A 20,647-nucleotide genomic window follows, 5' to 3' on the forward strand; every position below is an offset into this window, starting at 1 on the left:
CTTTCCTTTTCTTTATTTATTTTCTTTTTCAATTTTATTAAGTATCTTTTTTATTTCCTGACTTTTATCTTTATGACATACAAGCAGTGCATCTTCCGTATTTACAATAACAATATCTTCTATCCCTATTGTTGCTATTATTTTTCCCTTTTCCTTGTTTATTATTATATTTCCTTCTGAATCAATTTCTGAATATTTTTCTGCCCTTATAACATTTCCCTTTTTATCCTTTGGAAATATTTCATCAAGGGATTTGAAACTTCCCACATCATTCCAGCTTATATCAACAGGTATTACAAGAACTGACTTTGTATGTTCCATTACTCCAAAATCTATAGATATTTTCTCAAATGTTTCAAATTCTCCACTGACATAGTCACTCAATGCTTTTCCATAAAATTCATTTAAATCTTTATTTTCCAGCATTTTTTCTATTTTTTCAAGAACTTCTTTATGGGAATCCATATATTTTTTTATTTCATTCAGTATAAATTCTGTTTTCCATACGAACATTCCACTATTCCATAAATAATTTCCCTGTTCTATATACTTTTCTGCAATTTCCCTGTTAGGTTTTTCCCTGAAACTTTTTACTTTGTAGATTTTACATTCTTCGTTATCTTCTTCTTGTTTTTTTGATTTTTTATTTTTAAAATATTCAATATAACCATATCCTGTTTCCGGATAAGAAGGCTTAATTCCCAATGTGACAATAACATCTTTTTCAGCTTCTTCAAAAGCAAAGTTAAGACTTTCCAGAAATTCTTTTTCCTTTTTTATAAGATGATCCGACGGTAGCACCGCCATAATACTGTCTTTATGTATTTTCTGTATTATTAATGCAGCATAACCTATACACGCGGCAGTATCCCTTGCCATTGGCTCAAAAATTATATTTTTTTCAGGTATTTCAGGTAATTCCTTCTTTATAATATCAAGATACGCTATATTCGTTGAAATAAATATTTTTTCAGCAGGAACCAATTTCACAACCCTGTCTACTGTTTCCCTAATCATTGTTTTTTCAGAAACAAGATCCAGAAACTGCTTTGGTCTTTCATTTGTTGACAAAGGCCAGAATCTCGTTCCGCTTCCACCTGCCATTATTAATACAACTTTATCCATTATTATTTTCTCCTGTTTTTTTATTTTTAATTTATAATATTATATCACTTTCTCTTAAAATTTTTATGATTTTTTTTATTTGAAATAACATTATTTTCTGTTATATCCTATGTGAAAAATATTTCTAAACTTTCTTATAAACATTAAACTAATATTCTTTTTATTCCTTTATTCCATTTTGTAAGTATGTCATCCTGTATTGTTCCAGCCCATTCTGCCATTTGTAACAGAGTAATTTCTTCATTTCCCTGTTTTCCTACAATAACAACTTCACTACCTATTTTAATCTCAGGAATTTCTGTTACATCAACTATAATCATATCCATACATACTTCTCCCAGTATTTTTGCTTTTTTTCCATTAACAAGTACATATGCACTGCTATTTTCAATCTGTTTCTGTAATCCATGGGCATAGCCTACCGGAATTACTCCCACCGTCTTATTTTCCTTTAAAATTCCGTGACTTCCATAAGAAACCTTTTCTCCCTTAGATAATTTTCTTATATTTATTATCTTTGAACTTAGCTTCACTACAGGATAAAGTCCAGTTTTTTCACTTAAAGGTTCCATTCCATATATTGCCATTCCTACTCTTGCAAAATCATAATTATATTTTCCCTTGTATTTAAAGAGTAAAGGACTGGCCTGAATGTGTTTAACTCCATATTTTACTTCATTTTTATCAAAAATCGAGACTATTCTCTCATATCTGGCTATTTGCTTTTCTGTCTCTTTTTCATTTCCAACATCGGAAATATGGGAATAAATTGACATTATATCAATATTTGGAATAACTTTTATTTTTTCTATAAGTTTTTCTGTCTCTTTTTCATCAAATCCAAGCCTGTTCATTCCTGTATTAAACTTTATATGTACTTTTATTCTTTCTTCATTTTTTAAAACACGTACATATTTTTCAAGCTGTTCAAAATTAAAAATTGTAATTTCAATTCCATTTTTTACAGCTTTTTTCAGTTCATTTTCTTCAATATAATTTAATACCATGACAGAAATTTTTCCCACCTTGTCAGGAAAATCCCTTTTAACTATATTCTTAATTTTCAAGGCTTCTCCAATATATGCTGTTGCAAAATACGAGCATCCTTCATTTATCAGTACCGGCAATATACTTTCTATTCCCAGTCCATATGCATCATCCTTTAATACACAAATTACATTTTGATTTATTTCTTTTATTTTTTCCAAATTTCTTTTAATATTTTCTGTATCTATTTCAAGTTTTATAAGCATTTCATACCACTTTTCTTTTTTCTGCTGCAATTTTTTAATTTCTCATATTATATCACATTTCTTGTTTTTTATAAAAATTATTCTTGAAAAACAGGCTTTCATATGTTAACATAAAAAATAGGATAATTTTATCTTACATTGTATGAAAGGAGACTTTTATGTTATTTAGTCTTACACTTATTTTTCTTTCAGGTATTGTACTTGGTAGTATATTTAACCGCCTGAAATTACCCCAGCTACTTGGAATGTTACTTACAGGAATAATTTTAGGACCTTATCTCCTAAATCTTCTTGATCCGAAAATTTTATCAATATCAACTGATTTACGACAGATAGCTTTGATTATAATATTAACAAGAGCTGGTTTGAATCTCGATATAAATGATTTGAAAAAGGTTGGAAGACCTGCTGTCTTAATGTGTTTTGTACCTGCAACCTTTGAAATTCTGGGAATGATAATTTTTGCACCAAAATTTTTAGGGCTTGGCCTTCTGGATTCTGCAATACTTGGAACTGTTATCGCCGCTGTTTCTCCTGCCGTAGTTGTTCCTAAAATGTTAAAACTCATGGAAGATGGATATGGAACAGAGGAAGGGATTCCGCAGCTGATTATGGCTGGAGCTTCTGTTGATGATGTGTTTGTTATAGTTTTATTTACTTCTTTCATTGGCCTTGCTTCAAATGGTACATTTTCAGCGCTTAACCTTATAAAAATTCCTACTTCCATATTTTTTGGAATATCTGTAGGGTTCCTGTGTGCCATTTTACTGATTTATTTCTTTAAAAAAGTACATATAAGAGATAGTATGAAGGTAATTATTATTTTAAATATTTCCTTCCTGCTTGTAACTTTTGAACATTCTCTGACAGGCATAATTGGATTTTCAGGACTTCTTGCCATAATGAGTATGGGAACTGGTATTCAGGAGAAAAATAGCATACTTGCTAAAAGACTTTCTTCAAAATATTCAAAATTGTGGATTGCTGCAGAAGTTATGCTTTTTGTGCTTGTAGGTGCCACTGTAAATATAAAATATGCATTGGGAGCAAGTATTCCTGCTATTCTACTAATTATGACTGTTATAGTTTTCCGTATGGTTGGGGTATTTTTATGTCTTCTTGGAACATCGCTTTCATATAAAGAACGGTTATTCTGTATGATTGCCTATTGCCCAAAAGCCACTGTTCAGGCGGCTATCGGCTCCATACCTTTATCAATGGGACTTTCTTCAGGAAATATAATTCTTACAGTTGCAGTGCTTTCCATACTTATAACTGCTCCCCTAGGAGCTTTTGCAATTGATTTCAGTTATAAGAAATTGTTAAATAGAAAATTATAGATATAATATGAGGCTATTTCAAAATTTTCTTTTGATATAGCCTCGTTTTATTTATATTTTTCTAAATAAATCCCTTATTTTAAGTCCATTTTTTCTGGATTTTATTATCCACGCTACTGATCCCTGTATCCAATATAACATTCTTGACCAGTTAGGATTTATATAAATTTCACTATCACTTTTTAATGTCTTTATATTACCAGAAAATAGATTTAATACTTTTCCAAGATTTTTTAACGGACCTTTTCCTAATGGAACTTTTTCCAGATACGACAGTATTTCTCCTGCTCCTATACCAGCACCCTGTCCCCATTCTGCACCAATTTTTTCACACCAGTTTTTCATCTGTAGGATTGCCAGCTGATTCTGCTTTCCTTCAAAAAATCCATTATTTGCAATACAGTAAATCTTTGTTTTTGAATTTACTATTTTTTCTTCTTCAAATTTTAAAAGAATATCTAAAAGAGAAGATGGGATACTGTCAATATACAGAGGAAAAGCGAATATCAATGCATCTGCATTATGAATTTCAGACTTTATTTCACTGTCTATTTTACTGGAAAATAAATAATATTTGTTAATTTGATGCTCCTCAAGTAAAGAACATAAGTATTTTATCAATATTTCAGAGTTACTTTTTTTTCCTCTTGGACTTCCATTTATTATTCCAATTTTCATTTTACTCACTTCCTTAAAGGATATTTTCCAAAAAACTTACATTAAATTTTTTTACATTCAAATTAATACAATTAGCTTTCACTGTTTTTTCAGCTGTATTTTTTTCCAGTTCCGTTAAATCCTTCCCATAAAAATATACTTCCAGCAGCAATTTCTTTTTATATCTAATTGTATGATGCATTTCATTGTTTTTCAATTTAAAAAATGGAAGAAGATAAGGTATACTTCTGTCTAATACATTTTTTACAAAAGGACTGTATGTCCCATAGCAGCATTTACTTATAATTGTTATCTTTTCAGCTTTTGAATAAAGTTCAGCTAGATTCTCATATCCATCTTTCAATATACATCTACCAGGATTTTTTATCCAGCAGCAGAAACATCCCGTACAATTTTTTATTTTATTCTCATCAGATATGATTTTTACTTCTTCTTCATTATTTTCAATCCAATTTTCATTTTTTTCCTTTCTTTTTCCAATAACTTTCCTTATTGCTTCATTTTCTAATTTTTTATATATTCTTTGAAATTCTTCCCTATTCATATCATGTATAATAAGTTGTATAAAAATCTACCTCCATTCATACAAATTTAGAATTTTATTTTTTATATTTACTTTGTATATTTTTAATAACATGTTATAAAACTTGATTTTATTATTTCTTCTATTTTTTCATCCCATTGCTGGGCATAATTAACATTTGGCATTATTACAATTGATGTCAGCCCCTGTACCAATGCCCACATTGCAATAATTTTATCCTGTATCACTTCTTCAGGCATTTCTATTTTAGTAAATTCTCGTATAGCTTCCCTTTTTAATATGTTCATTGGCATGTTTAAATCACTTTTTGGCATTTTCAGTGAAAGGTCAACTTCCATATCTTTTCTTGAAAATATAAAATGATAATATTCAGGATTCTCATAAAAAAACATAACATAACATTTTCCTAACATGGCAAGGAGTTCAATATTATCTTTATACTTACTGCATATTTTTTCTAGTTTAGATGTCAGAATTTCCAATATATATTCACTCATTGCTTTAAGGAGTTCATCCTTATTCTTAAAGTGCGTATATGGAGCAGCATTACTGACACCACATTCTACCGCCAATTTTCTTAGCGAAAGTTTTTCTTCACCTGTGTCATTTATCATCTTTATTCCTTTTTCAATAAGTTCTTTCCTTAAATTTCCATGATGATAGCCTTTTTCATATTCTTTCATTTTAACCTCACATATAATTTATTTTATTTTCTTTAATCTTATCGTTGAAAAGATTATAATATATAATCTTAACAATGTCAAGATTAATTTAAAATAAAAACTATCATAAAGTTATAACTATAATATAATTTTAAAAATTATTTTTTAATTTACATTATACTTACAAAACTCCATGATAGTTTTAATTAAAGCAATTTATATTTATTTTATACTATATCATAACAGCATTAGGATAAATTCCCCTAATTTCCTCCACTATTTTATCTATTTCTCTTTCAATATTTTCACTGTCCTCTCTAAGCCCCTTCATGGCAACCCTCACATGCACACATTTTTCCTTTGCATAAGGTGCTACTGTAGGATTAGACATTCTAAAATATTTTTCCAGCTCTTCATCAATTTTTCCTTCAGGAATTCCTCTTATTTCAAGAGTTTTCATTAACAGTACACTGTCTGAATATTTTTTCAGTAAAGGTACAGCCTGATTGTCCATCATCCATGTCATTTCATTAGGTGGACCTGGTAACACAATTATTTTCTTATTTTCCTTTTCATAAAAAAATCCTGGAGCAAGTCCAACTTCATTTTCCAGCAATTCAGAATTTTTTAGTATAGAAGCTTCCTTCTTTGCTCCTTTAGCTATATCAAATCCTCTGTTACTGTATCTTTCTACTACTTCATCGTAATATTTTTGAACAACTTCAAGTTCTTCATTAAAGTAATCAGCCACAACTTCCTTTGTTATATCATCAATAGTGGGTCCCAGCCCTCCTGTTGTTATTACTAAATCAGCTCTTTTAAAGGCTATTTCAAGACATTCCTTTACCCTGTCAAAATTATCTCCCACTGTTGTCTGGTAATATAAATCAATCCCAATATCTGTCAATTTTTTTGATATATACTGTGAATTTGTATTTACTATATCTCCCACTAGCAGTTCAGTTCCAATACATATAATCTCTGCCTTCATTAAAGTCACCTCTCTGTATATAAAGTTAAAAAAGAAATGCCTTTTATCTGACATTTCTTTCTTTATTTAAAACTATTTTATTTTTTCAACTAATTTTGCAAATTCTGCAGGATTGTTTAAAGCTATATCAGCTAATACTTTTCTATCTAACTCAATTCCAGCTTTTTTCAATCCGTTCATGAATCTTGAATAAGAAAGTCCATTTAATCTTGCTGCGGCATTTATTCTTATTATCCACAGTTCTCTCATTTTTCTTTTCTTATGTTTTCTATGCTCTGTTGCGTAAGCCATTGCTTTTTTAACAGCTTCATTTGCCTTTTTATAATTTGTTTTTATGGCTCCTCTATAACCTTTTGCTTCCTTTAATACTTTTTTATGTCTTTTTCTTCTAACTATTCCTGTTTTTACTCTTGGCATTTTTTTTCCTCCTTAGTCTTTTATAATTCTGATTGAACTATCTTCCTGCCTGTCCTGCTAGCACTTTTTTAATTCTTCTTTCTGCTCCTTTTGGTACGATTGCGTCTTGTCCTAATCTTTTCTTTCTTTTATTTGATTTTTTAGTCAAAATGTGACTTTTTCCTGAATGTTTAATAACAAGTTTTCCACTTCCTGTTACTTTAACTCTCTTTTTTGTCCCTCTGTGTGTTTTCATTTTTGGCATTTTTTTTCCTCCTTATTTTACTACTTTTTAGGTGATAACATAACAAATTTTTGAACTTGTTCTTTTCCATATTTCTTTTCGACTATTGCAGTTTCTTCAAAACTGTCTGCAAAAGCATCTAAAATCTTAACAGCTGATTCAGCATGCAGTTTTTCCCTTCCTGAAAGTCTTAAACTGATTTTCACCTTATATTCTTTTTCTATGAACTTTTTAATTTGAGAAATTTTTGTTTCCTTATCGTGTTCATCAATATGAGGCTTTATTCTAATCTCTTTGATGACAACATTTTTCTGTTTCTTTTTGTTTTCTTTTTCTTTTTTTGTTTTCTCATACTTGAATTTTCCATAGTCCATAATTTTGCATACAGGTGGTGTAGCATTTGGTGAGATTTCAACTAAATCTAAATTTTTCTCTGCTGCTAAAGCCAAAGCTTCATTTACGGATAAAATTCCAAACTGTTCTCCATCGTCTCCAATAACTCTTATTTCTCTCGCTCTGATTTTTTCATTCATTCTTGGTTCATCAGATTTATTTGTCCCTTTTATAAAGAACACCTCCTAAAAATTTTACAATAAAAAAAGCAAGATATAAGAAACCTTGCTCAAAATAGTCATATAAAACAGACTTACATTTTTTATGTAAGAATACTTAAAAAACAACTATATACCTGACTCATCTCATTCACTTAAATGTGATAAAAAATAACTCCTATGGTTATATTATGATGGAAAGGTGAGAAACAACGTTTCTACTTCTAATTTTATTACTCAGTTATTCTACTACATTTTTTCAATTTTGTCAAATTTTATTTTACAACTTTTGTATTTTTTTTAGATTCGATATCTATTTCTTTCGATTGCCTTTCAACAATAATTTCATATTTTTTCTCAGTATTAAACTCAAGATTTTTTATTTTTTCAGAAATTTCATCTGTCATAGTTTCATTACCAATAACTAGAACAATAAAATTTTCGTTATTATTTGCATCTATTAATTTCCCAATTTTTACTTCATTAATATTATTTGCAAAATTTTTGTACAATATATTTTCAACTATTCTTAAATCATTTTCCAAAGCTGTTTTATTTTGCTTTTCAACTGGTAAAACAACTTTTTCCATTTTTTCCTTTAAATTTTCTTCCTTCAAATATTTTGATAAATCCTGTGCTGTTAAATATTTTTGATTTGACAGTTGCTCCACTTTTAATTTATAGTTTCCTAAGTTGTATTTCTCCATCTTTTTCTCAAGTTTTTCAATTTCCTGCTTTTTAAAGCCTCCTCCTACAACTTTCAAAGTAACCGTTTTAGATTTTTTATCAATTGAATTATCAAAAACATAATCATTTGTTAATTCCTTTGAAATAAAATTTTTTAGAGCTTCTTCCCTTGCAAAATCATTTACTAATACAGCTGCTGTATATATACTTGGAACAATTACAATCAGACTTCCTACATAAAATACTATTTGCTGTCTTACAGACATTCTATGTTTTGTACGAGAAATACCCACAGAATAAATTTTTAAACCAATTAATGTTGTCAACATTATAAAAAAGACATTTATTATAAATAAATATCCCGCTCCAAGAAAAATTTTTGAATTCCCATGAGCAATTCCAAATCCTACCACACATAAAGGTGGCATTAATGCTGTTGCAATAGCTACTCCAGGCACTACATTTCCACCATCTTCTTTTGTTTTTCCAATTACTCCTGCAATTCCACCGAAAATCGCAATTAAAACATCCCATAAAGTCGGAGAAGTTCGAGCTAATATTTGTGGAGTTACTACATTTATAGGACTTATCAAAAAATAAAAACTAGAGCTTACTACACTTATTAATATAAAAATACCTAATCTAAAAAGTGATGCATAAACTCTTTTTAAATTTCCATTTGATAATCCCAATCCTAGCGACTGAATTGGTGACATTAGGGGCGAAATCAACATTGCTCCAATAATTACTGCAACAGAATTTGTATTTAATCCTATTGAAGCTATAATCATTGCACAAATCAGAATAAACATTGTTTCCTTCGTAAAATCAGAATCTTCAATAATATTTCTTTTTAAAATTTTATATTTTTCATTTTTTTCTTTTTCATTCATTTTATATTGTCTCCTTATTACTCACATAATAATTAAAAGTTATCTATTATTGTCAATATACACACAAGACACACAAATATTTTTTCTAACTGTGATGAACTTAATATAAAAGAATTATCCCAATCAGGAAAACACTTAGAAAGTTAGGGTATTAAAATAGTATTTTCCATTTTGAGATAATTCATTTATACTTTTATTTAGAATGCAGCTACTACACTACCATTATATTTTTCTTCAATATATTTTTTAACTTTTTCACTTTGTAATGCTTTTATTAACTTTTGAATTTTTTCTTCATTTTCTCTTCCTTTTAAAACTGTAACTATATTTACATAAGGTGAGTCTTTATCTTCAACTAGGATTGTATCATCTTTAAATGATAGTTTTGCATCTAAAGCAAAGTTTGCATTAATTACTGCAGCTGTAACTTCTTCAAGTCTTGGTGCCAACTGTTCAGGCGCTAATGCAGTAAACTTAATATTTTTAGGATTTTCAGCTATATCTGCTATTGTTGAATCTAATTTCTTATTATCCTTTAATTTTATAACTCCTGCTTTATCAAGTAATATTAATGCTCTTCCACCATTTGTTGGATCGTTAGGTATTAATATAGTATCTCCATTTTTTAAATCATTTATATTTTTTATTTTTTTAGAATAAACTGCCATAGGCTCAACGTGAACACTTCCTACAGATACTAAATCTAAATTGTTTGATTTTCCAAATTCTTCCATATATGGTATGTGCTGGAAGAAATTTGCATCTAATTCCTTAGTTCCTAATAATTTATTTGGCTGTATGTAATCGTTAAATGTAACGATTTCCAAATCTACACCTTCCGTCTTTAAATCATCCTTTACTAATTCAAGTAATTCCTGATGTGGTACAGGTGTTGCACCAACTACTAATTTTTCAACTTTTGCAGGCTTTTCTGCCGCCTTTGAATCAGTTTTTGCTTCTTCTTTTGCTCCTCCACAAGCTACAAGAAATAATGCAGCTGTAAGTCCCAGTAATAATTTTTTCATTTAAAATCCTCCTATTTTTTATTTTTATATATAAATTAACAATTTATATTCCAATTAAATCTATTATTTTCTGTTATCCTCTTAATCTTTTTTTGTTTATTCTGTTTACTATACTGTTTCCTATAAACTGTATTAACTGTACCAGTAAAATAATTGTTACTGTTGCCTGCCACATTAATGTTGGATTTGATCGCTGATATCCATCTATAACTGCAGCATTTCCCAGTCCACCTCCACCAATGGAACCTGCTATTGCTGAATATCCTACAAGACTTATTATCGTTAAAGTAAGTCCATGGATTAGTGATGGTAGTGCTTCCGGTATCATTACCTTAAATATTATTTCATTTGTTGTTGCTCCCATTGCTTTGGAGGCTTCTACAAGTCCTTCATCCACTTCCTTCAGTGCCCCTTCAATTATTCTCGCTATAAAAGGAGCAGATCCTAATGAAAGCGGAACAATAAACGACACACTTCCATAAGATTTTCCTATAAGAAGTCTTGATAATGGAATCAAAAGAACTATAAGAATAACAAAAGGTATAGACCTTGTTATATTTACAAGCAGTACATCCAGAATTTTATGCAATGTTCTATTCGGTTTTACACCTTTAGGCTCAGAAGTAACAAGAAGTACCCCTATTGGAAGTCCTATAATTAATGAAACAAACGTTGCTATTGCCACCATATAAACTGTTTCCCACAACGGATTTAGCATTGTTTCAAAATGCAAAAATTTTATTATATCAAATTTCATTATAACACCTCCAATTCCAGATGATTTTTTTCTAGCCATTTTACTATTGCCTTTATTTTTTCCTCTTCAGCAGAAATTTCTATTGTCAGATTTCCTACAACTGTATTTGACAACTTATCTATAGATCCACCTAATATATTTATTTCTGCATCATATCTTTTAATTATTTCAGCAATATATGGCTTATCAGCCTGTTCTTCATTAAATTTCAGTTTCAGTCTTATTTTCCCTCCTGAACGCTCTTTAACCTCTTCCTTTTCTTCTGATTCAAAACTTTCGTGGGAAATATTTGATACAAATTCCTTTGCCAGCTGTGTTTTAGGATGCATAAAGATATCCTTTACTGTTCCTTCTTCAACTATTTTTCCATCTGACATTATTGCTGTTTTATTGCATATTTTTCTTATTACTTCCATCTGATGAGTTATTAATATTATTGTAATTCCAAATCTTTTATTTATATCCTTCAGCAAATCCAGTATAGAATTTGTTGTCCTAGGATCCAGGGCACTTGTTGCCTCATCTGAAAGTAAAATTTCCGGATTGTTTGCCAGTGCTCTCGCTATCGCAACTCTTTGTTTTTGTCCTCCTGAAAGCTGTTCCGGATAGTTTTCCTTTTTATCTAATAGTCCTACTATCTCAAGAAGTTCATCTACCCTCTTATTTATATCTTCCTTTTTCCATCCTGAAATTTCCAGAGGAAATGCTACATTTCCGCCTACACTTCTAGAATTTAGAAGATTAAAATGCTGAAATATCATTCCTGTTTTTTTTCTGTAATTTCTAAGTTCATTCTGGTCAAAATCCAGAACATTCTTTTTTACAGGTATTTCTTCGCCTTTTTCAACATGCTCTACATATATTTCACCTTCAGTAGGCTCCTCAAGCCTGTTTATGAGTCTTATCAATGTTGATTTACCAGCACCGCTAAGTCCCATTATTCCGTAGATATCTCCTTTTGCTATTTCAAGGTCTACGTTATCTACAGCTTTTAAAATCTTACCGTTACGCAGCTTATACTCTTTTACCAAGTTCTTAATCGTAATAAACACTTCTTCACCTCTTAATTTCACTTTCAAAATTTTGACTTTTCTTATTATAACTTGAATTTATATCTATTGCAAGTATATTTTACTTTACAAATTTATATATTTTTACTATTTTAGAAAAAATTTTAATATATTGTATTCAGAAATTCTTTTACTCTCTGAGTTTCAGGATTTTCAAATATTTTTTCTACTGTACCCTTTTCAAGTATTTTTCCATTTTCCATTACTATAACTTCATCAGATATTTCCCTTACAAATTTCATTTCATGACTTACAATGAGCATCGTCATTTTTCTTTCCTTTTTCAGCTTTCTTATTATATCCAGGACTTCTTTTACAAGTTCAGGATCCAGTGCAGAAGTTGGCTCGTCAAACAGAAGAATATCCGGCTCCAGTGCCAATCCTCTTGCTATTGCAACCCTCTGTTTCTGTCCTCCTGAAAGCTCATTGGGAAAATTATCCTTCTTATCGGCAAGACCAACTGTTTCAAGTACTTTTCCTGCTATTTCTTCAGCTTTTTTCACATCTGTTTTCTTTACTATTCTCAATGTCTTTACAATATTATCCTTCACTGTCATATGTGGAAATAGATTAAAATTCTGGAATATCATTCCTGTTTTCAGTAAAAGCTCCTTTTTTATTTTCTTATCAATTCCTTTATCCTGTAAATCATGGCCTTCTATAAGTATTTTCCCGCCAGTCAGTGTTTCAAGGTCTGCTATACATCTTAAAATTGTTGATTTTCCACTTCCACTGGGACCTATCAGAGAAACTGCCTCTCCTTTGTTTATTGTAAAATTTATGTCATCCAGTATAAGATTATTTCCAAACTGTTTTTTCAGATTAATAACTTCTATTATTTTTTCTTTCATATCTTTCACCTAAATTCTTATTTTATTTTTCTTTTCTGCATTCTTAAACAGTCTGTCTACAGCTAAACTCAACACAAGATAAATAATAATCGCACATATATATGGAGTTATATTATAATACTGGTTTGCAAGTTCCTTTGTTCTTTTCATTATTTCCGTTACTGCCAGAACATAAATCAGCGAAGTATCTTTTATAAGGGTAATCGCTTCACTTCCCAATGTTGGTAGAACTCTTCTTATCGCCTGTGGAAGTATAATATACAATGTTTTCTGCCAGTAGCTGTATCCTAGCACTTTTGCAGCTTCATGCTGTCCCTGATCTATACTTTCCAGGCCACTTCTCATTATCTCAATCAGGTATGCCGCATAATTTATTACAAATGTCAGTACAGCTGCAGAATATGGATCAAGTTTCACTCTATATCCAAAGAAATTTATTAATGGAATTCCATAATATACTATAAACAGCTGGAGCATCAGGGGAGTTCCCCTGAATACCCATGTATACACTGAAAGAATACTCTTAACAATCTTATTTTTTTCTGTATATGCCAATGCTCCCAATATTCCCAACGGGACAGAAAATACTATCGTACAGACATATAGTGAAAATACTACCGGCAAAGTTTCCAGCAGTTCAATGAACATATTTAATGGTGACATCTCTAATCCTTAAACCATTTTGAATATATTTTTTGATATGTCCCGTCTTTTCTCAATTCATCTATTGCTTTTTCTATTTCTTCTATTAATTTTTTATTTCCTTTTTTTGCCGCTATTCCCATTTCCTCAATTCCAAAATTTTCATCAAGGATTCTGTAAAGTTCTTTTCCTGCCTGTTTTTCTTCCGTATTTTTTATATATTTTGCATATGCTTCATCAACAACTATTGCATCCAGTCTTCCTATACCAAGATCCATAAATGCCTGATCATATTGCGGATATGTTTTCAGTTCCTTAAATCCCTTATCTGCATTTTCCTTTTTAATCTTTTCTTCTCCACTGCTCTGTGACTGAACTCCTACGACTTTTCCTTTCAGATCTGCTTTAGTCTTTATTGGAGAGTCTATATTTACAATTATTATCTGATTATTGCTCAGATAAGCTTTTGAAATTTCTGTTTCCTTTGCCCTGTCAGGCGTTATTGTAAGTCCATTCCATATCAGGTCTATATTTCCACTGTTTAAATCCATTATTTTTGAATCCCAGTTTATAGGCTTAAATTCAACTTCTATTTTTAACTTTTCTGCCACAGCCTTTGCAAGATCAATATCAAATCCTATTAATTCCCCTTTTTCATTTTTAAATCCCATTGGTGCAAAAGTATCATCCAGCCCAATAACAACCTTTTGAGGTAACTTATCCTCATTTTTCGTTTCTTTCTTATCTGTTTTTTCCACGCTGCACATGAGTATCGTCATTGCCATCACTAATAAAATTATTATCTTTTTCATATTTTTTCCTCCATCTCTATACTTCTTTCTGTAGATTATTTTGTCATTTCACTGATCATCGGTAAATATTTAATAATCTTGCCCCTTAACTTCTATAACCCAGAAATATAACCCAGAAAAAAAGCTCCCAGTTTTTTTCCTGAGAGCTTTTCTATTTATTTAATAAAAGATTTAGAAGCATCACAGGTACAAATTCTTATCAATACAACATAAGTCTGTACCTGAAATCTTAAAAGCACAAACTTATTTACCTATGATGACACATCGCTTCTCTAAATCTTTTCATTTTCTTTCCTCCTAATTTTTGTTTTTTGTTTTTAAATCCTTTTCTTAGATTTATAAATTGATTATAATGGATACTGTAACAAAAGTCAAATATATAAAATTTACAAATTCCATAAATTATATATATGAATAAACTATGTTTATTTCATTTACTATTTTATTTTGTGACATTATAAATAACTCAATAAATATAGTTTTTCACATATCTTATTTATATACTTTATTTTTTCAACATAACATCTACAGCTGCTATATAATAATTTATTGAAAAATATAGAGCTTCATCTTTTATTTGAAATGCAGGATTATGCCATTCGTAAGGGCATCCTGTACCTATAAATGCAAATAGACCAGGTACTTTCCCCTGATAGAAGGAAAAATCTTCTCCACCAGTTGTCATTTCAGGCACTTTAACATCTGCAAATGCTGAAACTTCTTCTCCTATTAACTTTGCAAGCATTTCATCATTATCCACAAATGGATGTGAGTCTCCCCACAAAATTTCATATTTCTGTTCAAAAGCTTCAGTATAGTTTTTTACAACCTGAGCAAATAATTTTTTTATTCTTTCCTGTACAGATTTCTTAAAAGTTCTCATTGTACCTTCCATTACTACACTTTCAGGTATTACATTCCATGTATTTCCACCTGATATTCTTGTTACACTGATTATTGCCATATCAGCAGGAGATACGTATCTGCTCACTATTGACTGAATTGACATTACAATCTGGCTGGCAGTCACTATTGGATCATTTCCATTTTGAGGTGCCGCCGCATGAGTTCCTGTACCGTTAATTTTAACTTCAAATCTGTCTACCGCCGCCATAAGAGACCCTGATTTTATCCCAATTGTTCCCAGCGGTAAATCAGGCTTATTATGAAATCCTGCAATTGCTGAAATTTCTTCCAATGCACCTGAAGCTATCACTTCCCTGGCTCCTGCATTTATTTCTTCGGCTGGCTGAAAAATAAGCCTTACTCTACCCTTCAGCCCTTTTTCCCTTTCCTTCAATATTTTCGACGCACCTAAAAGGGAAGCTGTATGAAAATCATGACCACAGGCATGCATCACCCCATTATTTTGAGATTTGTACGGATAATCTGTCATTTCATTTATTGGAAGGGCATCAATATCAGCTCTTAATGCAGCTATTTTTTCCCCTTCTCCAATTTCAGCAACAACTCCTGTTTTCAAGTTAAAAGGTAAAATTTTTATATTATGCTCTGCTAAAAACTTCTTTATAAATTCTGTTGTTTTATATTCCTTTCCTGATAATTCAGGATTTGTGTGAAGATATTGTCTGATTTCTCTTATTTCTTCAAGTAAACTATCAGACAAATTATATTTTTGTGAAGCTTCTTTTAACAATTCCTTCGGCAGTTCTTTTTTCTGGGATTCATTTTTTTCATTTTCCATTTTAAAATTTCCCCTTTCTTTTCTACATTAAATTGACAGCTATTCTAAAATACTTATCTTTACTATTTCTACTTTTCCCTATGTACGTTAAATCCTGTAGCCTGCTTTGTAGCCATTATTGTAACGTCTGATATTTGAACATGTTTAGGCTGATTAGCTACGTATAATGCCACATCTGCTATATCTTCAGGCTTTAAAGCTTCCACACCTTCATAAACTTTTTTCGCTCTTTCCTTATCCCCATGAAATCTCACTTCACTAAAGTCAGTTTCAACAATTCCTGGCTGCAATGTACTCACTTTAATATTTTTATCAATTGTATCTATTCTTATTCCATCGCTTAGAAATTTCACAGCAGACTTTGTGGCACAGTAGACTGCAGCTCCTCCATAGGAATAAATTCCAGCTGTAGAACCGATATTTATTATATGTCCGTTATTATTTTCCACCATATTTGGGATAACTTCCCTTGTTACATACAGAAGTCCTTTTATATTTGTATCAATCATTCTTTCAATATCGGCTATATTATAATCCTGAAATTTTTCCAATCCAAGTGCAAGTCCCGCATTGTTTATAAGAATATCTATTTTTCCTGAATTTTTAATTATTTCCTTTACTGTATCCCTTACTTTTTCATATCCTGTCACATCAAGTTCATAAATATCAACCTTTACATCATATCTGCCTTCAATATCATTTTTTATTTCCTGAAGTTTTTCCTTCCTTCTGGCACACAAAATGAGATTATCCCCATTTTTACCAAAGGAATAAGCCATTGATTTTCCTATTCCACTGGAAGCTCCCGTTATAAAAATATTTCTTTTCATTTTACATTCATCCTTTCGTTATAAGTAATCCAATATATCAAAAGAAATTTTCTATATGTAATCTGCCATGTTCAGTAATTTATACTTATATCCCATGCCTTCGAACATATTTTTTCTATATATAAGCCCTCTATATGCAGTTTTTCCATTGAATGTTTCTATATCGTTAATGTCTATTACAGTTTTTGCCCTATCCGCATCTTTATCCTTTACTGCATAAGGAAGAATAAATCCACCAATTCTATAATTTTTTACTACTTCTTCGTTTTCTGCCAGTCCTGTTTCCTTTGCAATTATTTTTACAATCTTGCTGTCTGTTTCCTGAATTTTTTCATACGGAACGCTGGAATATTTTGTTTTATTTACTGCCAGAGTATCTAAAATTCTATTTTCCTTATCTATATCATTTTCTGATACAGCCTGTGCATATGCAAGATATGCATAAAATACTCCTCTACCATTGTTCCCATTTTTTGTAATTTCATTTTCCCATGTATTTATATTTTCTTCAGGAATCGAAGTAAACACGTCAAATTTATATTTTGCCCTTGTTATTAATACATTTAAGAGCTTATATCCCTTCTGCTGATTATTTAAAGGCCCAAAATTCTGTATAAATTTCCCTTCTTCATTTTTTCCGAAAGTTGTAGAAAATATCATTACATCTCTTTCGTCTCCCTGAACATTTTCAAGATTTTTTACAAACATATTCTTTTCAAGTAGTTCATTATAACGGCTTTTTACTGTTTCATTGTCATTTTCCCTTAAATATGAGTTTATTCTATTTAGAATATTTGTTTTCTGCTCCAGATTCAAAGTAACTATTCCCACACTTGGTAATTTACCATCTATAAGTATTTTATCACTGAAAATATGTTCTATAATTTTATCTGCTTCATCATCATTTTTTCTAGCTTTGTACACTCCATCCACTCTATAATATTCGATTGGTGTGTATTCTGACTTTGACGGCATTGGAACAAGCCTTGATTCGTAAAATGCAGCATTGGAAAAATTAATCAGTTTCGGATGCTTCGATCTATAATGGAAATCAAGATAAGACATAACCACATCTTCATTCAAATTATTTACATAATCAAGCAAAGACTCGCTGTCTGCTAAAAATAATGTTTCCTCATCTATTTCTTCATTATCAGTTTCCTTCTGATCCATTTCCGCTCCAAAGTAGTTTGAAGGTGGCATCTGATGAATATCTCCTGAAACTATCTTATATTTCCCCCTCATCATGGAAGGCAATACTTCTTCCAGCTTAAGCTGACTGGCTTCATCAAATATTACAAGATCAAAAATTCCTTCCTGCAATGGAAATACGGCACTACATGTATTCGGATCAGTCATTATCACAGGAAAAATCTTTTTGAAAAATTCTACATCTGTTCCTATAATTTCCCTCAATGTGTTTATTTTTCCATACTTTGCATTTTTTCTAAGATTATACAGCATTTTTATATTGTCTTCTTTTCCCATAGAACCAAGTGCTCTTCTTCTTGTTTCCTGCCAGTTCTTTTTTATCTGATACTTCTGGTTATCAATTATAAATTTATCATGCTCAAGCAGTTTTCCTATATTTACTGAGTAATCCCTGTACATTTCACTTTTAACGTTGCTATTCTGTAACAATGAATAATAGTAGGACAGCTTCAGAAATTCTTTCCTGTCTTCAATTTTATTTTCTTCAACATATTTTATAAAATTATTTATGAAAGCTTCTTCTTCTCTTGTTATTTCTCCACTTTTCTTTTCATCGATAAAACTCATAAATCCATTTCTGTTGTCTACAATTTCATTTAATATTTCAGAAAATTCTTCCAGTTCCTTTTGATATTTTCCATAATCATGATGAGTAAATTTTTTATCCAAATATTTGTCATTATATGCAGATATTTTACCGGAATTTTTATAGATATCCTCCCATGCATTCTTTATACTTTTTACTTTGGAATTAAATATGGAAAATATTGAAACCTTCAGTTTATTTACACCAAAAAATTCTTCAAACTGTTTTCCGTATTTCGATGTATTATCCTTAATGAAATTTATCATTTTTTTTGCATCATTTAACGTATTTGAAGTTTCTTCAAAAAATATTTCATACGACTGTATATTTTTAAACTTATCATTATATATTCCTTCAAATTTTCTAATTTTATCAATCGTTCCTATTTTATTAAGCAGTCTATCCACAATATCAAGTATTCTGTAAACTGTGTCAGTATTATTTTTCTCAGTATCAACATGATAATAATCCTGATATTCTTTTCCTCCTAGAAGATTCAACATTGCATCATTTACTGTTAAATTAGTATTTTTCATATTTCCTTCTAAAGATTTCTGATGATTGTTGTATTTTTCCTTCAGAGCTTTATATTCCATTACCGAATACTCATATTTTGCTTCATCAAACTGTTCAGTCTTAGGTAGATTTTCTGCAAGGTCTCTAACCCTCTTTACTATATCCCTTCTATCCTTTACAGGATCATTCAGCATTACAGTAAGATCTCCAAGACCAATATCTGTCAATTTTTCATATATTACATCCAGAGCTGTTTTTTTCTCACATACAATCAGAATATTTGCACCATTCTCAAGGGAATTTGTTATAATTGCTGTCAGGGTCTGACTTTTTCCTGTTCCCGGAGGTCCCTGAATAATTTTATACTGACTGTCTGTCAAAGTTTCTACAACATTCTGCTGACTTGGATCAGTCGAAATTGATGTATTTTTATTCAGCTGAAAATCATCCCTTTCAGATACATTAAATTTAAACTGGGCAAAATTTTCTGTTAAAGTATTGAAATCCTGTATTATTCCTTCATTCTGACGTTTAAACAGCCCTAATACTCCTCCATAGAAAATAAACGGAGCACTCTTTCCCTTTTCATCAATTTTTTCAGCATTTTCAGGAAATTTTTCTATTTTAAATTCCTCAGAGTATTCTATTTTCAATTTTTTGTTTATTTCAGAAAGTATATTTTTTATTTCATCGAATGTAAGTACACTGTCATCCTCATCTTTTCCTGCTTCATACACAGATGATAAATCAGTTTTATCATCTGAAAGAAGCTGCATCAGCAGTACTTTATTAATTTCAGCAGTAGAATTTTCATCCTTTGAAATTATAAACTCATTCATATCAGATTTAGATCTTGTTATATCCAGTTTCCATATAAATAAAGGAGATTTCATAACTGATTTTGTCTTATTATTCTGCTTTACAAGAATCGGATATCCCAATGCAAGGCTATTTACTCCTTCTTCCCTTAAAATATTCATATTTTCATTAAAAAGATACTGTATTTTTCTTTCCACAGACTGATTTTTTTCTTCATTTGTCATTCTAATTTTCATGCTGAAATCTTTTTTTGTAAATAGATTCTCAAAAAATTTTTTAGAAAAATCCGGATTTATCTTATCAAAATCTGATAAATCCATTCTTGCCCGATATCTTCCAGGCATTGCACTTAGATAAATACTCCTCATTGAACCTACATTCAGTTTTTCCACCAGCAGGTTTAAAAAATTAATATTCATATTTAGATTTAAAACCTTCTTCAAATATTATAAATAATA

General features: G+C 30.3%; 20 protein-coding genes. 1 reads left to right on the forward strand and 19 read right to left on the reverse strand.

Translation table 11 applies throughout. The features are described from left to right. Positions 1 to 12: 12 nt before the first annotated feature. Both HMPREF1984_RS08000 and alr read right to left on the reverse strand, forming a co-directional pair. The gene (locus tag HMPREF1984_RS08000) at positions 13 to 1,125 is read right to left on the reverse strand and encodes a mannose-1-phosphate guanylyltransferase (protein ID WP_021767457.1); all 1,113 of its coding nucleotides are present in this window, start codon (positions 1,123 to 1,125) and stop codon (positions 13 to 15) included. A gap of 143 nt (positions 1,126 to 1,268) precedes the next feature. Continuing rightward, positions 1,269 to 2,408 (reverse strand): alanine racemase, encoded by a 1,140-nt coding sequence (alr, locus tag HMPREF1984_RS08005; RefSeq protein WP_021767458.1) that lies wholly within the window; start codon positions 2,406 to 2,408, stop codon positions 1,269 to 1,271. Between the two features lie 128 nt (positions 2,409 to 2,536). Here alr and HMPREF1984_RS08010 point away from each other — a divergent pair, with 128 nt between their 5' ends. Continuing rightward, positions 2,537 to 3,718 (forward strand): sodium:proton antiporter, encoded by a 1,182-nt coding sequence (locus HMPREF1984_RS08010; protein ID WP_021767459.1) that lies wholly within the window; start codon positions 2,537 to 2,539, stop codon positions 3,716 to 3,718. 51 nt (positions 3,719 to 3,769) lie between these two features. Here the strand turns inward: HMPREF1984_RS08010 and HMPREF1984_RS08015 are convergent, their stop codons facing one another. From HMPREF1984_RS08015 to HMPREF1984_RS08095, 17 genes are all read right to left on the reverse strand, one after another. Continuing rightward, positions 3,770 to 4,396, reverse strand: coding sequence for an NAD(P)H-dependent oxidoreductase (locus tag HMPREF1984_RS08015; RefSeq protein ID WP_021767460.1), 627 nt, complete (start codon positions 4,394 to 4,396; stop codon positions 3,770 to 3,772). Between the two features lie 13 nt (positions 4,397 to 4,409). Next, positions 4,410 to 4,961, reverse strand: coding sequence for a flavodoxin family protein (locus HMPREF1984_RS08020; protein ID WP_084408444.1), 552 nt, complete (start codon positions 4,959 to 4,961; stop codon positions 4,410 to 4,412). Positions 4,962 to 5,023: 62 nt separating this feature from the next. Further along, positions 5,024 to 5,623 (reverse strand): TetR/AcrR family transcriptional regulator, encoded by a 600-nt coding sequence (locus HMPREF1984_RS08025; protein WP_021767462.1) that lies wholly within the window; start codon positions 5,621 to 5,623, stop codon positions 5,024 to 5,026. Positions 5,624 to 5,834: 211 nt separating this feature from the next. Further along, complete coding sequence (locus tag HMPREF1984_RS08030; protein ID WP_021767463.1) at positions 5,835 to 6,593, reverse strand: molybdopterin-binding protein; 759 nt, start codon at positions 6,591 to 6,593, stop codon at positions 5,835 to 5,837. Between the two features lie 72 nt (positions 6,594 to 6,665). Then, positions 6,666 to 7,010, reverse strand: a complete 345-nt coding sequence (gene rplT, locus HMPREF1984_RS08035; protein ID WP_021767464.1) for a 50S ribosomal protein L20 — start codon at positions 7,008 to 7,010, stop codon at positions 6,666 to 6,668. A 37-nt stretch (positions 7,011 to 7,047) separates the two neighbouring features. After that, a complete protein-coding gene (gene rpmI, locus HMPREF1984_RS08040; protein ID WP_021767465.1) occupies positions 7,048 to 7,254 on the reverse strand; it encodes a 50S ribosomal protein L35 in 207 nt (68 codons plus the stop codon). A gap of 20 nt (positions 7,255 to 7,274) precedes the next feature. Further along, positions 7,275 to 7,808, reverse strand: a complete 534-nt coding sequence (infC, locus tag HMPREF1984_RS08045) for a translation initiation factor IF-3 (protein WP_021767466.1) — start codon at positions 7,806 to 7,808, stop codon at positions 7,275 to 7,277. A gap of 251 nt (positions 7,809 to 8,059) precedes the next feature. Next, entirely contained in the window at positions 8,060 to 9,364 is a 1,305-nt protein-coding gene (locus tag HMPREF1984_RS08050) for a TIGR00341 family protein (RefSeq protein ID WP_021767467.1), read from the reverse strand. Between the two features lie 197 nt (positions 9,365 to 9,561). Continuing rightward, positions 9,562 to 10,389, reverse strand: coding sequence for a MetQ/NlpA family ABC transporter substrate-binding protein (locus HMPREF1984_RS08055; protein ID WP_021767468.1), 828 nt, complete (start codon positions 10,387 to 10,389; stop codon positions 9,562 to 9,564). A gap of 73 nt (positions 10,390 to 10,462) precedes the next feature. Next, the gene (locus HMPREF1984_RS08060; RefSeq protein WP_036100210.1) at positions 10,463 to 11,146 is read right to left on the reverse strand and encodes a methionine ABC transporter permease; all 684 of its coding nucleotides are present in this window, start codon (positions 11,144 to 11,146) and stop codon (positions 10,463 to 10,465) included. Next, positions 11,146 to 12,225, reverse strand: coding sequence for a methionine ABC transporter ATP-binding protein (locus HMPREF1984_RS08065; RefSeq protein ID WP_232219697.1), 1,080 nt, complete (start codon positions 12,223 to 12,225; stop codon positions 11,146 to 11,148). The genes HMPREF1984_RS08060 and HMPREF1984_RS08065 overlap by 1 nt, the downstream gene beginning before the upstream one ends. A 95-nt stretch (positions 12,226 to 12,320) precedes the next feature. After that, positions 12,321 to 13,055: an amino acid ABC transporter ATP-binding protein gene (locus tag HMPREF1984_RS08070; protein WP_036100307.1), complete on the reverse strand. Its 735-nt coding sequence runs from the start codon at positions 13,053 to 13,055 to the stop codon at positions 12,321 to 12,323. A 21-nt stretch (positions 13,056 to 13,076) separates the two neighbouring features. Continuing rightward, entirely contained in the window at positions 13,077 to 13,730 is a 654-nt protein-coding gene (locus HMPREF1984_RS08075; RefSeq protein WP_021767472.1) for an amino acid ABC transporter permease, read from the reverse strand. A 2-nt stretch (positions 13,731 to 13,732) separates the two neighbouring features. Then, entirely contained in the window at positions 13,733 to 14,521 is a 789-nt protein-coding gene (locus HMPREF1984_RS08080) for an amino acid ABC transporter substrate-binding protein (protein ID WP_021767473.1), read from the reverse strand. A gap of 505 nt (positions 14,522 to 15,026) precedes the next feature. Then, positions 15,027 to 16,226, reverse strand: a complete 1,200-nt coding sequence (locus HMPREF1984_RS08085; RefSeq protein WP_021767474.1) for an amidohydrolase — start codon at positions 16,224 to 16,226, stop codon at positions 15,027 to 15,029. Between the two features lie 68 nt (positions 16,227 to 16,294). Beyond that, positions 16,295 to 17,056, reverse strand: a complete 762-nt coding sequence (locus HMPREF1984_RS08090; RefSeq protein ID WP_021767475.1) for an SDR family NAD(P)-dependent oxidoreductase — start codon at positions 17,054 to 17,056, stop codon at positions 16,295 to 16,297. A gap of 51 nt (positions 17,057 to 17,107) precedes the next feature. Next, positions 17,108 to 20,608, reverse strand: a complete 3,501-nt coding sequence (locus HMPREF1984_RS08095) for an AAA domain-containing protein (RefSeq protein WP_021767476.1) — start codon at positions 20,606 to 20,608, stop codon at positions 17,108 to 17,110. Positions 20,609 to 20,647: the final 39 nt, after the last annotated feature.

Source organism: Leptotrichia sp. oral taxon 215 str. W9775 (assembly GCF_000469505.1).
Classification (GTDB): Bacteria; Fusobacteriota; Fusobacteriia; order Fusobacteriales; family Leptotrichiaceae; genus Leptotrichia_A.

Excerpts from the sequence above, each read along its gene's own strand:
- HMPREF1984_RS08000 (WP_021767457.1), bottom strand. The coding sequence starts at position 1,125 with ATGGATAAAGTTGTATTAATAATGGCAGGTGGAAGCGGAACGAGATTC.
- HMPREF1984_RS08010 (WP_021767459.1), top strand. The coding sequence starts at position 2,537 with ATGTTATTTAGTCTTACACTTATTTTTCTTTCAGGTATTGTACTTGGT.
- HMPREF1984_RS08015 (WP_021767460.1), bottom strand. The coding sequence starts at position 4,396 with ATGAAAATTGGAATAATAAATGGAAGTCCAAGAGGAAAAAAAAGTAAC.
- HMPREF1984_RS08025 (WP_021767462.1), bottom strand. The coding sequence starts at position 5,623 with ATGAAAGAATATGAAAAAGGCTATCATCATGGAAATTTAAGGAAAGAA.
- HMPREF1984_RS08030 (WP_021767463.1), bottom strand. The coding sequence starts at position 6,593 with ATGAAGGCAGAGATTATATGTATTGGAACTGAACTGCTAGTGGGAGAT.
- rplT (WP_021767464.1), bottom strand. The coding sequence starts at position 7,010 with ATGCCAAGAGTAAAAACAGGAATAGTTAGAAGAAAAAGACATAAAAAA.
- rpmI (WP_021767465.1), bottom strand. The coding sequence starts at position 7,254 with ATGCCAAAAATGAAAACACACAGAGGGACAAAAAAGAGAGTTAAAGTA.
- HMPREF1984_RS08050 (WP_021767467.1), bottom strand. The coding sequence starts at position 9,364 with ATGAATGAAAAAGAAAAAAATGAAAAATATAAAATTTTAAAAAGAAAT.
- HMPREF1984_RS08055 (WP_021767468.1), bottom strand. The coding sequence starts at position 10,389 with ATGAAAAAATTATTACTGGGACTTACAGCTGCATTATTTCTTGTAGCT.
- HMPREF1984_RS08060 (WP_036100210.1), bottom strand. The coding sequence starts at position 11,146 with ATGAAATTTGATATAATAAAATTTTTGCATTTTGAAACAATGCTAAAT.
- HMPREF1984_RS08075 (WP_021767472.1), bottom strand. The coding sequence starts at position 13,730 with ATGTCACCATTAAATATGTTCATTGAACTGCTGGAAACTTTGCCGGTA.
- HMPREF1984_RS08080 (WP_021767473.1), bottom strand. The coding sequence starts at position 14,521 with ATGAAAAAGATAATAATTTTATTAGTGATGGCAATGACGATACTCATG.
- HMPREF1984_RS08085 (WP_021767474.1), bottom strand. The coding sequence starts at position 16,226 with ATGGAAAATGAAAAAAATGAATCCCAGAAAAAAGAACTGCCGAAGGAA.
- HMPREF1984_RS08090 (WP_021767475.1), bottom strand. The coding sequence starts at position 17,056 with ATGAAAAGAAATATTTTTATAACGGGAGCTTCCAGTGGAATAGGAAAA.
- HMPREF1984_RS08095 (WP_021767476.1), bottom strand. The coding sequence starts at position 20,608 with ATGAATATTAATTTTTTAAACCTGCTGGTGGAAAAACTGAATGTAGGT.